Source organism: Agrobacterium sp. CMT1 (genome assembly GCF_037203725.1).
Lineage (GTDB): Bacteria > Pseudomonadota > Alphaproteobacteria > Rhizobiales > Rhizobiaceae > Agrobacterium > Agrobacterium pusense.
Genome location: NZ_JBBCAR010000005.1, coordinates 64,110 through 78,942 on the forward strand (window position 1 = coordinate 64,110; position 14,833 = coordinate 78,942).

The 14,833-nt window shown below is 59.2% G+C and carries 15 protein-coding genes; 7 read left to right on the forward strand and 8 right to left on the reverse strand.

Annotated features, from left to right (window positions below; all coding sequences use genetic code 11):
• Positions 1 to 180 precede the first annotated feature (180 nt).
• A complete protein-coding gene (locus WA845_RS08140) occupies positions 181 to 1,164 on the reverse strand; it encodes a TerC/Alx family metal homeostasis membrane protein (RefSeq protein WP_112554602.1) in 984 nt (327 codons plus the stop codon).
• A 451-nt stretch (positions 1,165 to 1,615) separates the two neighbouring features.
• Between WA845_RS08140 and rpsD the strand changes: the two genes are divergently transcribed.
• The 5 genes from rpsD (at position 1,616) to WA845_RS08165 (ending at position 5,919) form a co-directional block, all read left to right on the forward strand.
• A complete protein-coding gene (gene rpsD, locus WA845_RS08145; protein ID WP_004442465.1) occupies positions 1,616 to 2,233 on the forward strand; it encodes a 30S ribosomal protein S4 in 618 nt (205 codons plus the stop codon).
• A gap of 69 nt (positions 2,234 to 2,302) precedes the next feature.
• Entirely contained in the window at positions 2,303 to 3,232 is a 930-nt protein-coding gene (locus WA845_RS08150; RefSeq protein WP_037092452.1) for a glutaminase, read from the forward strand.
• A 61-nt stretch (positions 3,233 to 3,293) separates the two neighbouring features.
• Positions 3,294 to 4,220, forward strand: coding sequence for a tRNA 2-thiocytidine(32) synthetase TtcA (ttcA, locus tag WA845_RS08155; protein ID WP_162699432.1), 927 nt, complete (start codon positions 3,294 to 3,296; stop codon positions 4,218 to 4,220).
• 16 nt (positions 4,221 to 4,236) lie between these two features.
• On the forward strand, positions 4,237 to 5,064 hold the full coding sequence (locus WA845_RS08160) for an inositol monophosphatase family protein (RefSeq protein ID WP_112554600.1): 828 nt from the start codon (positions 4,237 to 4,239) through the stop codon (positions 5,062 to 5,064).
• A gap of 30 nt (positions 5,065 to 5,094) precedes the next feature.
• Positions 5,095 to 5,919: an inositol monophosphatase family protein gene (locus WA845_RS08165; protein WP_112554598.1), complete on the forward strand. Its 825-nt coding sequence runs from the start codon at positions 5,095 to 5,097 to the stop codon at positions 5,917 to 5,919.
• 223 nt (positions 5,920 to 6,142) lie between these two features.
• Here WA845_RS08165 and WA845_RS08170 read toward each other — a convergent pair whose 3' ends face one another.
• The 3 genes from WA845_RS08170 to WA845_RS08180 all read right to left on the reverse strand — a co-directional run bounded on the left by WA845_RS08170 (position 6,143) and on the right by WA845_RS08180 (position 8,220).
• The gene (locus tag WA845_RS08170; protein WP_006698780.1) at positions 6,143 to 7,351 is read right to left on the reverse strand and encodes a multidrug effflux MFS transporter; all 1,209 of its coding nucleotides are present in this window, start codon (positions 7,349 to 7,351) and stop codon (positions 6,143 to 6,145) included.
• A gap of 137 nt (positions 7,352 to 7,488) precedes the next feature.
• Entirely contained in the window at positions 7,489 to 7,824 is a 336-nt protein-coding gene (gene grxD, locus WA845_RS08175; RefSeq protein ID WP_080790446.1) for a Grx4 family monothiol glutaredoxin, read from the reverse strand.
• Between the two features lie 147 nt (positions 7,825 to 7,971).
• On the reverse strand, positions 7,972 to 8,220 hold the full coding sequence (locus tag WA845_RS08180) for a hypothetical protein (protein ID WP_112554596.1): 249 nt from the start codon (positions 8,218 to 8,220) through the stop codon (positions 7,972 to 7,974).
• A 110-nt stretch (positions 8,221 to 8,330) separates the two neighbouring features.
• On the opposite strand from WA845_RS08180, the gene WA845_RS08185 reads away from it, so the two are divergent.
• Positions 8,331 to 9,479 (forward strand): hypothetical protein, encoded by a 1,149-nt coding sequence (locus WA845_RS08185; RefSeq protein WP_112554595.1) that lies wholly within the window; start codon positions 8,331 to 8,333, stop codon positions 9,477 to 9,479.
• Positions 9,480 to 9,614: 135 nt separating this feature from the next.
• On the opposite strand, the gene WA845_RS08190 is transcribed toward WA845_RS08185, so the two are convergent.
• The 4 genes from WA845_RS08190 to WA845_RS08205 form a co-directional block, all read right to left on the reverse strand.
• The gene (locus tag WA845_RS08190) at positions 9,615 to 9,848 is read right to left on the reverse strand and encodes a BolA family protein (RefSeq protein ID WP_003516012.1); all 234 of its coding nucleotides are present in this window, start codon (positions 9,846 to 9,848) and stop codon (positions 9,615 to 9,617) included.
• Positions 9,849 to 9,864: 16 nt separating this feature from the next.
• Positions 9,865 to 12,099, reverse strand: a complete 2,235-nt coding sequence (gene purL / locus WA845_RS08195) for a phosphoribosylformylglycinamidine synthase subunit PurL (protein ID WP_112554593.1) — start codon at positions 12,097 to 12,099, stop codon at positions 9,865 to 9,867.
• Positions 12,100 to 12,213: 114 nt separating this feature from the next.
• On the reverse strand, positions 12,214 to 12,804 hold the full coding sequence (locus WA845_RS08200; protein ID WP_112554591.1) for an acyloxyacyl hydrolase: 591 nt from the start codon (positions 12,802 to 12,804) through the stop codon (positions 12,214 to 12,216).
• A 107-nt stretch (positions 12,805 to 12,911) separates the two neighbouring features.
• The gene (locus WA845_RS08205) at positions 12,912 to 14,330 is read right to left on the reverse strand and encodes an aminotransferase-like domain-containing protein (RefSeq protein WP_004442438.1); all 1,419 of its coding nucleotides are present in this window, start codon (positions 14,328 to 14,330) and stop codon (positions 12,912 to 12,914) included.
• A 93-nt stretch (positions 14,331 to 14,423) separates the two neighbouring features.
• Here WA845_RS08205 and WA845_RS08210 point away from each other — a divergent pair, with 93 nt between their 5' ends.
• On the forward strand, positions 14,424 to 14,729 hold the full coding sequence (locus WA845_RS08210; RefSeq protein ID WP_004442436.1) for a DUF1127 domain-containing protein: 306 nt from the start codon (positions 14,424 to 14,426) through the stop codon (positions 14,727 to 14,729).
• The last annotated feature ends 104 nt before the right edge of the window (positions 14,730 to 14,833 follow it).

The following is a 14,833-nucleotide window of genomic DNA, read 5'->3' on the forward strand; positions in this document are numbered from 1 at the left end:
GCGGGTTTGTTTGCGTCATTTATTCCCCCGTCATGCCGGACTTGATCCGGCATCCAGCCACGGCGCGTCTGCGTCGTGAGAAGAGTCTATTGCGATCAAGGACTTGACCGCACTGGACCCCGGATCAAGTCCGGGGTGACGGCGTGTGAGGAGGCATTTCCGCCTCCTCATTGCTTGACCTTACTCGATAGCCTTCGCTTCCTTGCGTGTCGCGATCAGCGAACCGACGACGCCGGTGACGAGAATGGCGACGGTGACACCCAGCGAAACGGCCGGCGGGATCTTGGCGATGCCGAGCATGTCGGCCACGAAAATCTTGGAACCGACAAAGACCAGAACCGCAGCCAATGCATATTTCAGGTAGGCGAAGCGGTGGATCAGGGCGGCAAGCGCAAAATAGAGGGCGCGCAGGCCGAGGATCGCGAAGATGTTCGAGGTATAGACGATAAACGGATCGGTGGTGATCGCGAAGATTGCCGGGATCGAATCGACGGCAAAGATGAGGTCGGCGATTTCGACCATGATGAGCGCCAGGAAGAGCGGCGTCACGAAGGTTTTCAGTTTTCCGGTTGTCTCATCGGTTTCCTTGACGAAGAACTTTTCGCCATGCAGCCTGTTTGCCACCGGCAGGTGACTGCGCAGGAATTTCAGGATGCGGTTGTTGCCGATGTCGTTCTCGTCATGGTCGGAGGAAAACAGCATCTTGAGGCCGGTAAAGACGAGGAAGGCCGCAAAGAGGTAAAGCACCCAGTGGAAGTTTTCGACGATGGCCGCGCCGCCGGCGATCATGATGCCGCGCAGGACGATAACGCCGAGGATACCCCAGAGCAGCACGCGGTGCTGGTATTGGCGCGGAATGGCAAAATAGGAGAAGATCATGGCGATGATGAAGATATTGTCCATCGCCAGGCTTTTTTCGACCACGAAGCCCGTGACATATTCCATGGCGGACTGCTGGCCGGACTGATACCAGATCCAGCCGCCAAAGGCGAGGCCGATGGCAATATAGAAGCCTGACATCAGCAGGCTTTCACGAACGCCGATTTCCTTGGAATTCTTATGAAGTACGCCGAGATCGAGCGCGAGCAGGCCAAGGACAAGAGAAATGAAGACACCCCACATCCAAGTGGGTGTGCCGAGAAAATCCGATAGAAGAAAGTCCATCAGTCAACCTTTAGCCGGACGAGGTTGGCTTTGCGGATGGGGAACGCGTGTCAAGAATATACGTGGGCCCCAACCTTAACAAACTCGACATCACGTGTTGTCCGGTAACACGCCAGAGGGGCCCGAGTTCTGATCACGATGGAGAGATGGGTGGGCGCTTTTGCTTTTCAAGGGCAGACTTTAGAAAAAAGCGAAAGGCCTTGTTTGACAAAACCGTGAAAGCTCTGTAGAAGCCGCCCCAACGCCGGGCAGTGATGTCCGGTGTGTTTTGTTGACTGCCCTGCAGTTTAAGAACTGACGTTCGGCGGTCAATATCACCGACATGTCCCGTGGTTTCTCCATTCGCATGTGAGAAGCCTGTCAGAGGCCCTGCAACGGGCCTCAGAGGAGGGCGTGTTTCCTTAACCCGGTTTGGCAACAAGCCGGTATAAACCTTTGAGAAGGAAATACGATGAGCAAGCGCGAATCGGCTAAGTACAAAATCGACCGCCGCATGGGCGAAAACATCTGGGGCCGTCCGAAGTCCCCGGTTAACCGCCGCGAATACGGCCCGGGCCAGCACGGCCAGCGCCGCAAGGGCAAGATGAGCGACTTCGGCACGCAGCTGCGCGCCAAGCAGAAGCTCAAGGGCTACTACGGCGAACTGCGCGAAAAGCAGTTCCGCGCTACCTTCGACGAAGCAAACCGTCGCAAGGGCGATACCTCTGAAAACCTGATCGGCCTGCTCGAGTCGCGTCTGGACGCCATCGTCTACCGCGCCAAGTTCGTTCCGACCGTTTTCGCGTCGCGCCAGTTCATCAACCATGGCCACGTCACGGTTAACGGCGTTCGCGTCAACATCGGTTCTTACCGCTGCAAGCCGGGCGACGTTATCGAAGTTCGCCAGAAGTCCAAGCAGCTCGTAACCGTTCTGGAAGCCGTTCAGCTCGCTGAACGCGACGTTCCTGACTACATCGAAGTTGACCACAACAAGATGGTTGCGACCTACGCTCGCGTTCCGTCGCTCTCCGACGTTCCTTACCCGGTCGTCATGGAACCGCATCTGGTCGTCGAATTCTACTCGCGTTAATCGACGCGTTTCAGTATTCAGGAAGCCGCCCTTCGGGGCGGCTTTTTTGTTTGCTGGGGAAGGCTTTGCATGCAGGACATTCAGGGTATCGTCGATTCCATCCATGACAGCATGCTGCCGAGGCTGGGCGAGGGGAAGGTTGCGGATTACATTCCCGAACTCGCCAAGGTCGATCCCAACCAGTTCGGCATCGCCATCACCACGGTCGATGGAACGACTTATACGGCTGGCAATGCGCTGACGCCGTTTTCGATCCAGAGCATTTCCAAGGTCTTCATGCTGACGCTGGCGCTCGGCAAGGCCGGTGAGACGGTATGGAACCGGGTGGGTCGCGAACCGTCGGGATCGTCCTTCAACTCCATAGTCCAGCTGGAGCACGAGCACGGAATTCCCCGCAACCCCTTCGTGAATGCCGGGGCGATCGTGGTGACCGATATCGTTTTGTCCGGCCATCAGCCGCGCGAGGCGATCGGCGAGCTCCTGCGGTTCGTGCGGTATCTCGCTGATGATGACACGATCAGCATCGACGATACGGTGGCGAAATCCGAGCAGGCGACGGGTTTCCGTAATTTCGCGCTCGCCAATTTCATGCGCTCCTTCGGCAATCTGCATCACCCCGTGGAATATACGCTCGGGGTCTATTTCCATCAGTGCGCGCTTTCCATGACCTGCGCGCAGCTATCCCGGGCTGGCCTGTTTCTGGCCAATCGCGGCCGCAACCCGCTGACGGGGCATACCGTCGTATCGGACCGCCGCGCAAGGCGCATCAATGCGCTGATGCTGACCTGCGGTCATTATGACGGGTCGGGCGATTTCGCCTATCATGTCGGCCTGCCGGGCAAGAGCGGCGTCGGCGGCGGCATCATGGCGGTGGCACCCGGCAAGGCATCGATCGCGGTCTGGTCGCCGGGCCTCAACAAGGTCGGCAACTCGGCGCTCGGGTCACATGCGCTGGAAATGCTGGCAACGAAAACAGGTTGGTCGGTATTCGGGGCTTGATCTTCCGGGCGGATGGGAGCATTGCCTGCATGGATAACGGCAGTCGTGCCGGAGCGAGCGGATGATGAATATTCTCACCAGGGTCGATGACATCGCGGAAAAGATCGTGGCAGATCAGGAATCGCCGGAAGAAGCTGGCAGTTCGCATCCGCTATTTGACAATGCACCGCGCTCCGTCTCCTTCAACAAGCTGCGCAAGCGGCTGCTGCGCAATGTGCGTCAGGCCTTTGAAGATTTCGACATGCTGAAAGGCCAGAAGCGCTGGCTGGTCGGCCTTTCCGGTGGCAAGGACAGCTACGGGCTTTTGGCGCTGCTGCTCGATCTCAAATGGCGCGGCCTGCTGCCCGTTGAACTGATCGCCTGCAATCTGGATCAGGGCCAGCCTAATTTCCCCAAGCATGTCTTACCGGAGTATCTGGCGAAGATCGGCGTTGCCCATCGCATCGAATATCGCGACACCTATTCGGTGGTGAAGGAGAAGGTGCCCGCCGGCGGCACTTACTGTTCGCTCTGTTCGCGGCTCAGGCGCGGCAATCTTTACCGCATCGCGCGGGAGGAGGGCTGCGACGCGCTGCTGCTCGGCCATCACCGTGAGGATATTCTCGAGACCTTCTTCATGAACTTCTTCCATGGCGGACGTCTGGCCGGCATGCCGGCAAAGCTTTTGAATGACGAGGGTGACCTGATGGTCATGCGCCCGCTTGCCTATTGCGCCGAAGAAGACATGGCGAAATTTGCGGCCGCAATGGAGTTTCCGATCATCCCCTGCGACCTTTGCGGCTCGCAGGACGGACTTCAGCGCAACGCCATGAAGGAAATGCTGGCGGATATCGAGCGGCGTATGCCCGGTCGGAAGGATGTGATGCTGCGGGCGCTGGCGCATGTGAACCCTTCCCATCTCCTCGACCCCAGACTTTTTGATTTTTCGGCGCTTTCTGTCACGGGGGCGTCATCTGAAGAGCCTAGGGAGGCCCACCCTCCCTTATGAAGAAGTGCCCCGCGCGATGACCCTTTCCGATAAAGATATCGATTTCCTCGTTGCCACCGTTGCCGCTGCCGGTACGGATGAGATCATGCCCCGCTTCAGGAACCTGAGCGCTGGCGCCATCTCCGAAAAGACATCCGCCGTCGATCTCGTCACCGAGGCGGATGTTCTGGCCGAAAAGCTGATAACCGCAGCGCTGCTCGAGCGGTTTCCAAAGGCGCATATTGTTGGCGAAGAGGCCTATGACGCGGATCATTCCGTCATTCCCGCCCTTGCCGACGCGCCGCTTGCCTTCGTGATCGATCCCATCGACGGCACCTTCAATTACGCTTCCGGCTTTCCCGCCTTCGGTACGCTGCTCGCGGTCACCGTCAAGGGTGAGACCGTGGCTGGACTTATCCACGATCCCGTCATGGGGGACACCGTCATTGGTCTGAAAGGCGAGGGCGCTTATCTCAACCGCAAGAACGGATCGCAGGCAAAGCTGAAGGTTGCCGATCCCGCGCCACTGTCCGACATGGTCGGCCTCTTTTCTTGGGGTCACAGCCATCCGGATCGCCGGCCGGTGATCGCCGCCAATATGGCGAAGATAAAGATGGCATTGTCGCTTAACTGCTCCGCACATGAATATTGGCTCGCTTCCGCCGGCAATCTTCATTTCATCGGCCATGAAAAGCTGATGCCATGGGATCACCTTGCAGGCGTGCTCATCCATCAGGAAGCGGGTGGCTACACGGCGCGTTTCGACAACACGCCCTATCGGCCCGGCCAGACGACCGGGGGCATACTTTCTGCTCCCGACAAGGAAAGCTGGAAGATGCTGCGGCGGGAAATCGTCGCCTTATAAGATTTATGCTCAAATGGAAGGATCTCGCCCATGGCTTTCGAACTCGACATCGCCTCTCTTGCCAATGCGCTTCAGGAGGCTGCTGCGGTTGAAATCCTGCCGAGGTTCCGCAATCTGGGCGATGGCGACGTCAGGATCAAGACCGAAGCGATCGACCTGGTTACCGAGGCTGACGAGGCCGCAGAGCGGTTGATCCGCGCCCGCGTGCAGGAGATCATGCCGGATGCTCTGTTCATCGGCGAGGAGGCGGTGGCGGCCGATGCTTCGCTGCTTGGCAAGCTTGCCGATGCCGATCTGGCTGTCGTGGTCGATCCGATCGATGGCACCTATAATTTTGCGTCCGGCCTGCCGCTTTTCGGCGTGATGATGAGCATCATCTCCAAGGGCGAGACTGTCGCTGGCCTGATCTTCGATCCCATGGGCAATGACTGGGCCATTGCCGAAAAGGGCTCCGGCGCATGGCTGTGCAGCGCGGATGGCGCGCAGACGCAGATGTCGGTCGTGCCGGCGCCGGAACTGTCGCAGATGGTGGGTATCGCCAATACCGGCTATTTCGACGTGGAGACGCGCCGCAAGATTCTGGTGAACCTGGCCGATGTGCGGCTCTTCACCAGCTATCGCTGCGCCGCACATGAATACCGCCTGTTCTGCGGCGGTCACATGCATTTCCTGATGTACAACAAGCTGATGCCCTGGGACCACCTGGCCGGCACATTGATCTCGCAGGAATCGGGCGCCTATGCCGCCCGCCTTGATGGCTCGCCTTATCTGCCACGCCATGTGGATGGCGGGCTGCTGCTGGCGCCTAATCAGGAGACGTGGGAATTGCTGCGCGAGAAGATTTTCACGGTCTGAGGCTCCGGATTCGTGGGGTGTGCACAACCTTCACCGTCATGCCGGACTTGATCCGGCATCCAGCTGCGGCGCGTCTGCGCGGCGGAAGGACCTTTTTCAGCCCAAGGACTTGGGCTGGCTGAACCCCGGATCAGCTCCGGGGTAACGGCCGTCGGCGAGACCCACCAGCAAACAAAAAAGGGCGCGGAACAGAATTCCGCGCCCTTTTATTTTTCCACGTCCCTTAGCGGATCGGCTTGTTGTGGGCATGAAATAACACACCCTTTTCGCCGATCAGTACAAAGATCAGGCCGATGATGGAGACGACGAAGAAACCCGCCACCATTGGCAGCGCGGTACCGTCGAAAGCCTGGCCGATGGCGGCGCCGATCAGCGAACCGCCAATGGTTCCCATGAAGCCGATCACCGAGGAGGCCGTGCCGGCGACATGGCCAAGCGGTTCCATGGCCAGCGAGTTGAAGTTCGAGCCGATCCAGCCGAACTGGAACATGGCAAGTGCGAAGAACACGATGAAGATGGCGAAAGGCATCGGATCCGGTCCCAGCACCTGCACCACAAGCCAGATGAAGGTGATGGCGATGAAGCCGAGCAGCGACCCGTGCGACAGCTTGCGCATGCCGAACCTTCCGACAAGCCTCGCATTGATGAAGGACGAAAAGGCCATGAACAGGGCGACGCCGGCAAATGCCGCCGCGAACCATGGACCAAGGCCGTAAATGCCCTTGTAGACCTGTTCAGCGGAATTGATGAAGCCGAACAGCGCACCGAAGATGAAGGTGCTGGAGAGTGTGTAGCAAAGCGCAATGCGGTTGGTGAGCACGATCTTGAAACCGCCGAGCACCGAACGGGCGGTGAAAGGGCGGACATCGTCCGGATGCAGGGTTTCAGGCAGGCGGAAATACATCCAGGCCGTTACCACCGCAGCGATGCCGGCCATGAAGGCAAAGATAAGGTGCCAGTTTCCGAAGAAGAGCACGATCTGGCCAGTGCCGGGCGCGATAACCGGAACGACCATGAAAACCATCATGATCAGCGACATGACTTCAGCCATCTGGCGGCCGCCATAGATGTCGCGGACGATCGAGATGGTGATGACACGTGTTGCCGCAGAACCGATGCCCTGAATGAAACGCAGGAGCAGCAGGCCGGAGAAGGACGGCACGAAAACGACTGCAAGCGCTGAAACGATGTAGATCGCGAGACCAAAGAGCATTGGCTTGCGGCGACCGAAACGGTCCGAGATCGGCCCATAGAGAAGCTGGGCGACGCCGAAACCGAGAAGGTAGGCCGAAATGACATATTGGCGATGGTTTTCATTCTCGACGCCCAGCGAGGCGCCGATTTCCTGAAGCCCGGGCAGCATGATATCGATGGCGAGCGCGTTCAACGCCATCAGCATTGCGGCCAGCGCAATGAATTCCGTACGCCCCATCGAGCCTGCGCGCGAAGCGGTGGATTGTGAAAGATTTGTCACAGGATTGCCCCAAAAAGAACGGCAAAGGCGTTGCATGAAGCAACGCCTGGCATAAATTTCTGACAATCAGGGTGGGCCGGATGAACCGGCCGAAATCAGGCCGCGCCGCGGACGCTGATACCCTGTTCTTGGAAGTGGCTTTGCAGTTCGCCTGACTGGAACATCTCTCTCACGATGTCACAGCCGCCGACGAATTCGCCCTTGACGTAGAGCTGCGGGATCGTCGGCCAATTGGAATAGTCCTTGATGCCCTGACGGATGTCGCCGTCGGCAAGAACGTTGATGCCTTTGTACTCGACGCCGAGATAATCGAGGATCTGTACCACCTGGCCGGAAAAACCGCACTGCGGAAATTGCGGGGTGCCCTTCATGAAAAGAACGATGTCGTTGCTCTTCACTTCGCTGTCGATCATGTCGTGAATGCCGCTCATAGGCCCAATCCTTTCACATGCGGTTCAAGGCCGCTGCTTTCTGTTAGCCTCTAAATAACATGTCGCGGCGCGATTTCCACCCGGGAAGCGTAAAAAATGCGTCCTTGTTGCAATGCCTGACATGCCAAAAAAGTAGCTGGGGACGCCTCAGCGATATCTCTGCCGGCTGCGGGCGGCTGCGGTGCGTCTCTTGCTCACCTGCTTCTTTGCCGGCTTCGGTTTGACGGCGGCGTTGATTGCGGCTTTCAGAACGGAGCCGACGATGCCGCCGGCGAGAGAACCGGTGCTTTTCGTCCGGCGGGCGCGGCGTGTCTTGCGGATGCCGGTCTTGGTCAGCACCTCAGCCAGAGCGCCTTTCACGACGCCGTTGAGCAGTTGATCGACGATGCCAGACAAATTTCCCTCACCGATAAATAAATCACATTTCCGTCGCGATTTTTACTATACGTGCATCGCCCACTGTATCAAGCGATCCTTTCGGGTGTCTCCAGCCTGAAGGTTTATGCATGCCGCGCGTCAAGTCACGACTTGTTCTTTATTTCCCCGGTTTCGATCCGCTCGATGCGGCGGCCCATCATCTGCGTTATCAGCGGGCGGCGGCACTGGCGGGAAAGACTTGGGATGTCGACTACGCGGTGGGGCCGCTGGAGAATGCGCCTGCGGGCGAAACATTCGCGGTCGAAGCTTCGGTGAATGACTGGCGGACACGCTCCGACATTTTCGTTTATGATCATAATGCGGTGATATCGCAGCTGCGGGATGCACCGGTCTGGCGGCAGATCTGGCTCGGTTTCAAGGCCGGTGCTGGCATCATCGGTGAGGGTGCTGCGGCGCGTTATTTCCGCCATGCCTGGCGTTTTGGTCTGTTCTTCATCTTCCCGTTCCTCCTGATGCTTGTTGGTGGTGCGCTTGCGGCGACGATTGCACTTTCGCCCTGGCTTTTCGCTTTGCCGCTCTGGCTGTTCGCGATCAGCCTTCCCGCCGCCGCCCTGTTTTTCGTCAACGCGTTCCTGCCGTTTGCGGAGCGGTTTCACACCCTGCATCTGTACGCCGACTGGCGGTTTGCGCTCGCGGTCGGTCGTGATGTGCCGATTGCCCGTGACTGGATCGAGGAGAAGGCGGCGCTCGTCCTGACGGCGCTAGAGCAGCCTTCGGACGAGGTTCTGGTCGTGTCCCACAGCATGGGCGCAAGCCTTGCGCTGGCGGTCATCGGTCGCGTGCTGGAAGTGAAGCCGGATGCGCTTGATGGTCGAAAACTGTCTTTCGCGACTTTGGGTGGCGCAGCGCTGCAATGTGCGTTCCTGTCGAGTGCCGACAGGCTTCGCCAAAGTATTGGTGCTATCGCACGTCACCCTGAGGTGACATGGTTTGATATTCAGTGCCTGACCGATCCCATCCACCTCTACAGGTGCAACACAGTTGCCTTGACCGGCCATAAAGAGGCGCCGCAGCCAAAGATCGTGCCAATCCGTTTCAAGCATTCGCTTTCGCCGGAGCGGTACAAAAAGAACAAGCGCAATTTCCTGCGCATGCACCGGCAATATGTTCTGGGGCCGGATCGCAAATCCGGTTACGATTTTACCCTGCTGACGGCGGGGCCTTTGCCGGCTGCGTCCTTCGCGAACCTGGAGTCGCAGAGCCCGCCTGCCTTGTAAACGGCGTTCGCATCTTGCCTGATATGAAAAGGCCCGCGTGAGACTGTCACGCGGGCCTTTGATTTAGTCTGGAGCCTGTATGCGGTTAGGCAGGACAGTGAGACTGCCTTGCCGTAACCGCTTTCACGGCCACAATCATTCGGGCGCCGAGGTCTGCAGGGCAAGGGCATGCAGGACGCCGCCCATATTGCCCTTCAGCGCGTCATAGACCATCTGGTGCTGCTGCACGCGGGTCTTGCCCTTGAATGCATCTGCCACGACTTCCGCCGCGTAATGATCGCCATCACCGGCCAGATCGCGGATCGTGACCTTTGCCCCGGGAATTCCCGCCTTAATCATGTCTTCAATGTCGCCGGGTTTCATGGGCATGGTGTTTCTCCTTAATTCATTCTGCGGCGACTAGAGTTTCGCCGTCCATGAACTGAGGGAACCACGATTCATAGGCCGAGTGCAATTCTTTAATCTCGACGGCGCGCGCCGTGCCCAGCTTTACGGTGGAACCACCGGTAACGCCGATGTTGGCGCAGGAAACGCCGGCTGCCTTCGCAGCCGCCAGCACCTTGTCGAGATCACTCTTCTTCACGGTCAGGACGTAACGACCCTGATCTTCGCCATAGAAGGTGAGGACCGGGTTGTGGCCTTCGACCGCGTCGATGGTCGCGCCGATTCCGGAGGAAATCGCCATTTCGGCAACCGCGAGCGCCAGACCTCCCGAGGAGCAATCGTGAACGGCGGTGGCGAGGCCATCCGTGATGATGCCACGCACGAAATCGCCGTTCTTCTTTTCGGCGGCCAGATCGACATGCGGGGCAGGGCCGTCGATACGGCCATGGATATCACGCATGTACACCGACTGCGCGATGTGGGTGCCGAGGCCGGCAGGTGCGCCGACAAGCAGCACCGCTTCGTCAGCGGCGGCGAAGCGAATGCGCGCCATGCGGCCCCAATCCTTCAGCAAGCCGACGCCGCCAATGGTGGGGGTTGGCAGGATCGCCTGCCCATTGGTCTCGTTGTAGAGCGAGACGTTGCCGGAAACGATCGGGAATTCCAGCACGCGGCAGGCTTCGCCGATGCCCTTGATGGCATGAACCAGCTGGCTCATGATTTCGGGCTTTTCCGGGTTGCCGAAATTCAGGTTGTCGGTGGCCGCGAGCGGCAGGGCGCCGGTTGCGGTAATGTTGCGCCAGCATTCGGCCACGGCCTGCTTGCCGCCTTCGAAGGGGTCGGCCTCGACGTAGCGCGGAGTAACGTCGGAGGAGAAGGCTAGCGCCTTCTTGTCATGGCCTTCGACGCGAACCACACCGGCGTCGCCGCCCGGCAGCTGCAGGGAATTGCCCTGGATCAGCGTGTCATACTGCTCGTAGACCCAGCGGCGCGAGGAATTGTTGGCCGAACCGACGAGCGATACCAGCGCATCGGCGATATCGGCAGCGGGGACGTCGTTTTCCGCAAGCGGGGCGGGCACCTTCGCGGCCGTCCACGGGCGGTCATATTCCGGAGCCTGATCGCCCAGTTCCTTGATCGGCAGGTTGGCGACTTCCTCGCCATTGTGAATGACGCGGAAGCGCAGGTCGTCGGTGGTCTTGCCGACGATCGCGAAGTCCAAGCCCCATTTCACGAAAATCGCCTTGGCGACTTCTTCCTTGGAGGGCTCGAGAACCATGAGCATGCGCTCCTGGCTTTCGGACAGCATCATTTCATAGGCAGTCATGCGCTCTTCGCGCACCGGCACGGCATTGAGGTCAAGCTCGATGCCGAGGTCGCCCTTGGCGCCCATTTCGACGGCCGAGCAGGTGAGGCCGGCGGCACCCATGTCCTGAATGGCGATGACCGCGCCGGTCTTCATCAGCTCAAGGCAGGCTTCCAGCAGGCACTTTTCAGTGAAGGGGTCGCCGACCTGAACGGTGGGGCGCTTTTCTTCGATGGATTCGTCGAATTCAGCCGAGGCCATGGTCGCGCCGCCGACGCCGTCGCGACCGGTCTTTGCGCCGAGATAAACCACCGGCAGGCCGACGCCCTTGGCTTCCGAAAGGAAGATTGCGTCGGACTTGGCAAGACCGGCGGCAAAGGCATTAACGAGGATGTTGCCGTTATAACGCGGATCGAATTCCACTTCGCCGCCAACCGTTGGCACGCCGAAGGAGTTGCCGTAGCCGCCAACACCGGCAACGACACCGGCCACGAGATGGCGGGTCTTCGGGTGGTCGGGCGCGCCGAAGCGCAGGGCGTTCATGGCGGCAATCGGGCGTGCGCCCATGGTGAAGACGTCACGCAGGATACCGCCGACGCCGGTCGCCGCGCCCTGATAGGGCTCGATATAGGAGGGGTGGTTGTGGCTCTCCATCTTGAAGACGACGCAATCGCCATCGTCGATATCCACAACGCCGGCATTTTCACCGGGGCCCTGGATGACGCGTGGTCCCTTGGTGGGCAGGGTCTTCAGCCACTTCTTGGACGACTTGTAGGAGCAGTGCTCGTTCCACATGGCCGAGAAGATGCCGAGCTCGGTAAAGCTGGGCTCCCGTCCGATCAGGTCGAGGATACGCTGGTATTCGTCGGGCTTCAGCCCGTGGGATGCAACGAGTTCCGGGGTGATCTTGATGGAGTTTGGAATCGACATAGGTCTCACGCGGTTCGAGCCGAGGGAAGTTTCCGGTTCTTTAGCGCAAGAGGCTCAAAGGTGCGACAGGAAAATGCGCGGTTTTACCCGCAAAACGCTGCTTTCTTGGCTTCTTCAGAACCTGTAGCCGACCATGAGGCCGACGCGGGTCAGTCCGTCATTGGGCCCATCGCACAGATTGGCATGTGATGCATGCTCGATCTGGGTCGAAATATTCCAGTTATTATCGAAACGATAGCCGATCGCCGCATATTCGTGGAAAAGCACCCGGCAGCCGAATTCCGCACCGGTTTCGCCGGCACTGTTTCTCAGCTTGCCATCGTGCCAGAGGCCGCCAAAACCGAAATCGAGAAAGATCTTCGGGTTGAGATCGAAGGTCCAGTTGACGCCGCCGTAAATGGTATTCGCCGAGCCCTCAGTGCCGATCTCGCCACCGATATGCAGCCGTGGGCGGGAGAGTTTTTGGCCGAGCGTTACCGCAGATGCACTGGCGAAGGGATCAAAATAGGCGGTGAAGGCCGGAAAGACGCCATCCTCACCGCCATTGTCGTGATTGGAGATTGAGGTGGTTGCGCCGAAGCGCAATTCGTCGAAGACGGTGCCTTCCGCAGCAGTGGCGGGCATGGTGCCGATCAAGACACACGCCGCAAGAAGGATTGCCAGCGCGAAACACGCCCTCACACCTGTGGAACCGAATGCTGCCATCGAATCATTCCCCACCTCGAATTGCGGAAAGGATGGCAGGTTTGTCGGTTTGGTAAATGATAAGTTACTGAATTAGGCCGGGTGTTGCAGGAAAGACTCTCCGCCCTCTAGGCAACGCTTTCGTAACCGGCCGAGCCGTTGTCGAGCAGGTGGCGCAGGATGCCAAGGGCATGGGTCAACTCTTGCTGGTTCGATGGACCAGAAAGGCTGACACGCACCCGATGGAAAACCTTGTCGGTGCGGCCGGCCTTGAACTCATCCTCGTCATCTATCAGCACGCCTTCCTTCATCGCCGCGTTTCGGAACGTGCCGGAAAGCCAGGGTTCGGGCAGTCTCAGCCACAGGAAGGCGATATCGGGCAGCGAATTGAAATCCAGCCCGGCAAAGGCCCGCCGGGCAATCGCCTCGCGCTGATTGATCTCGGCGATACAATCCTTGCGAATGTCGTCGGCGTCACCGCTGTTGACGAGGCGGGCATTCACTTCGGCCAGCATGAAGGGCAGACCGCCTGTCAGCATCGAGTGGGAAATGCGGATGCGCGACGAATATTGCGCCGGGCAGGCGACCCAGCCGCCACGAACGCCAGCGGCAACGGATTTCGACAGGCCGCCGACGACGAAGGTAATGTCGGGCGCAAATTCTGCGATCAGCGGGATCGCCTCACGCGTCATCGCGCCATAAAGATTGTCCTCTACGACCCAGACACCATACCGGCGGGCAATATCGGCTATCGCACGGCGACGCTCTTCTGGCAGCGTGGCGCAGGTCGGGTTCTGGCCGGCGGACATCAGGAAGATCATCTTGGGATGCTGCTGGGCGCAGACGCGCTCAAAATCGTCAGGGACAATGCCCTTTTCATCCGCTTCAACCAGCGTCACCCGCCGTCCGGCAAGTGTGGCGCTGCGGCTGATATGGGAATAGGTCACGGGTTCGAAGACGATACGGTCTCCCGGGGCGGTCATGGCCGTCACCACACTCATCACCGCCGCATGGGCGCCAAGCGTCGAGACGATGTTTTCCGGTTTTGGCGACCAGCCGTTCTGGGAAAGCCAGCGAGCGCCCGCCATGCACCAGTTGTCAGGAAAGGAACGGGCGTAATTGGTGACGTCGTAAGCATGTTCGCGGGCGACAGCCTCGATATGTCTGGCGATCAGCACGCTCTGGCCGACATCGGGTGCCGCCGTGGTGTTGAGCCGGAATTCGGCGCTGCTATCGACAGCGTGGCGTGTGCTGCCGAACGCTGCCGCCACCGTCTCCATGGGCGCTGAGGGGGCCGGGGTCTTGCGCTCATTGACATAGGTGCCGCGGCCGACCTCACCGCTGACCAGGCCGCGCTCGTGGATAAGCGCGTAGGCCCGGCTGATTGTACCTATTGTCACGCCGAGGTCATAAGCGAGGTTGCGCTGCGGCGGCAATTTCGAGCCCGCCTGCAGGGTGCCATCGGAAATTGCGCCCTCGATACTGTCGGCGAGGCGCAGATATATCGGGCCATCGCCCACAGTGAGATCAGGAAGCCAATTTGTCATGGTGACAATTTATGCATTGTATCTCTTCGCAAGTCAATTGTATTTATTGTCTGCATTCAATGAAGACAAACGCACGGAGACAATAGGTGCAATATGCGCAAGATGGATCAATACCTTTCGACAGCGGATACGCTCTATCCTGATGGCTACGAACGGGAACGCGTGTTCCGCGATGCCGGCGACATGGTCGCACCGGCGCCTTTTCCGGCCAAGATCGCCAGCACGCCAATTGGTCGCCTGATTGCGGGCATGTTCAACTGGCACCGGAAGCGGCAGGGACGGCTCGCTTTGCGGGAACTGTCTGATGATCTTCTGGAAGATATCGGCGTAACGCGCGATGAAGCCCTGAAGGAAGCGGCGAAATCCCAGCTTTTTTCATGGCCGACACGGCCGCTTTAATTTTTTGCCGGAGAGCGGCGCCTTCTTTCCCCGGCGCCATCAAGCCGTGCGGCAGCCCGCCACGCCATTCCCAACCGGCGTTGGCGGGTTTTTTTATTTAGGCC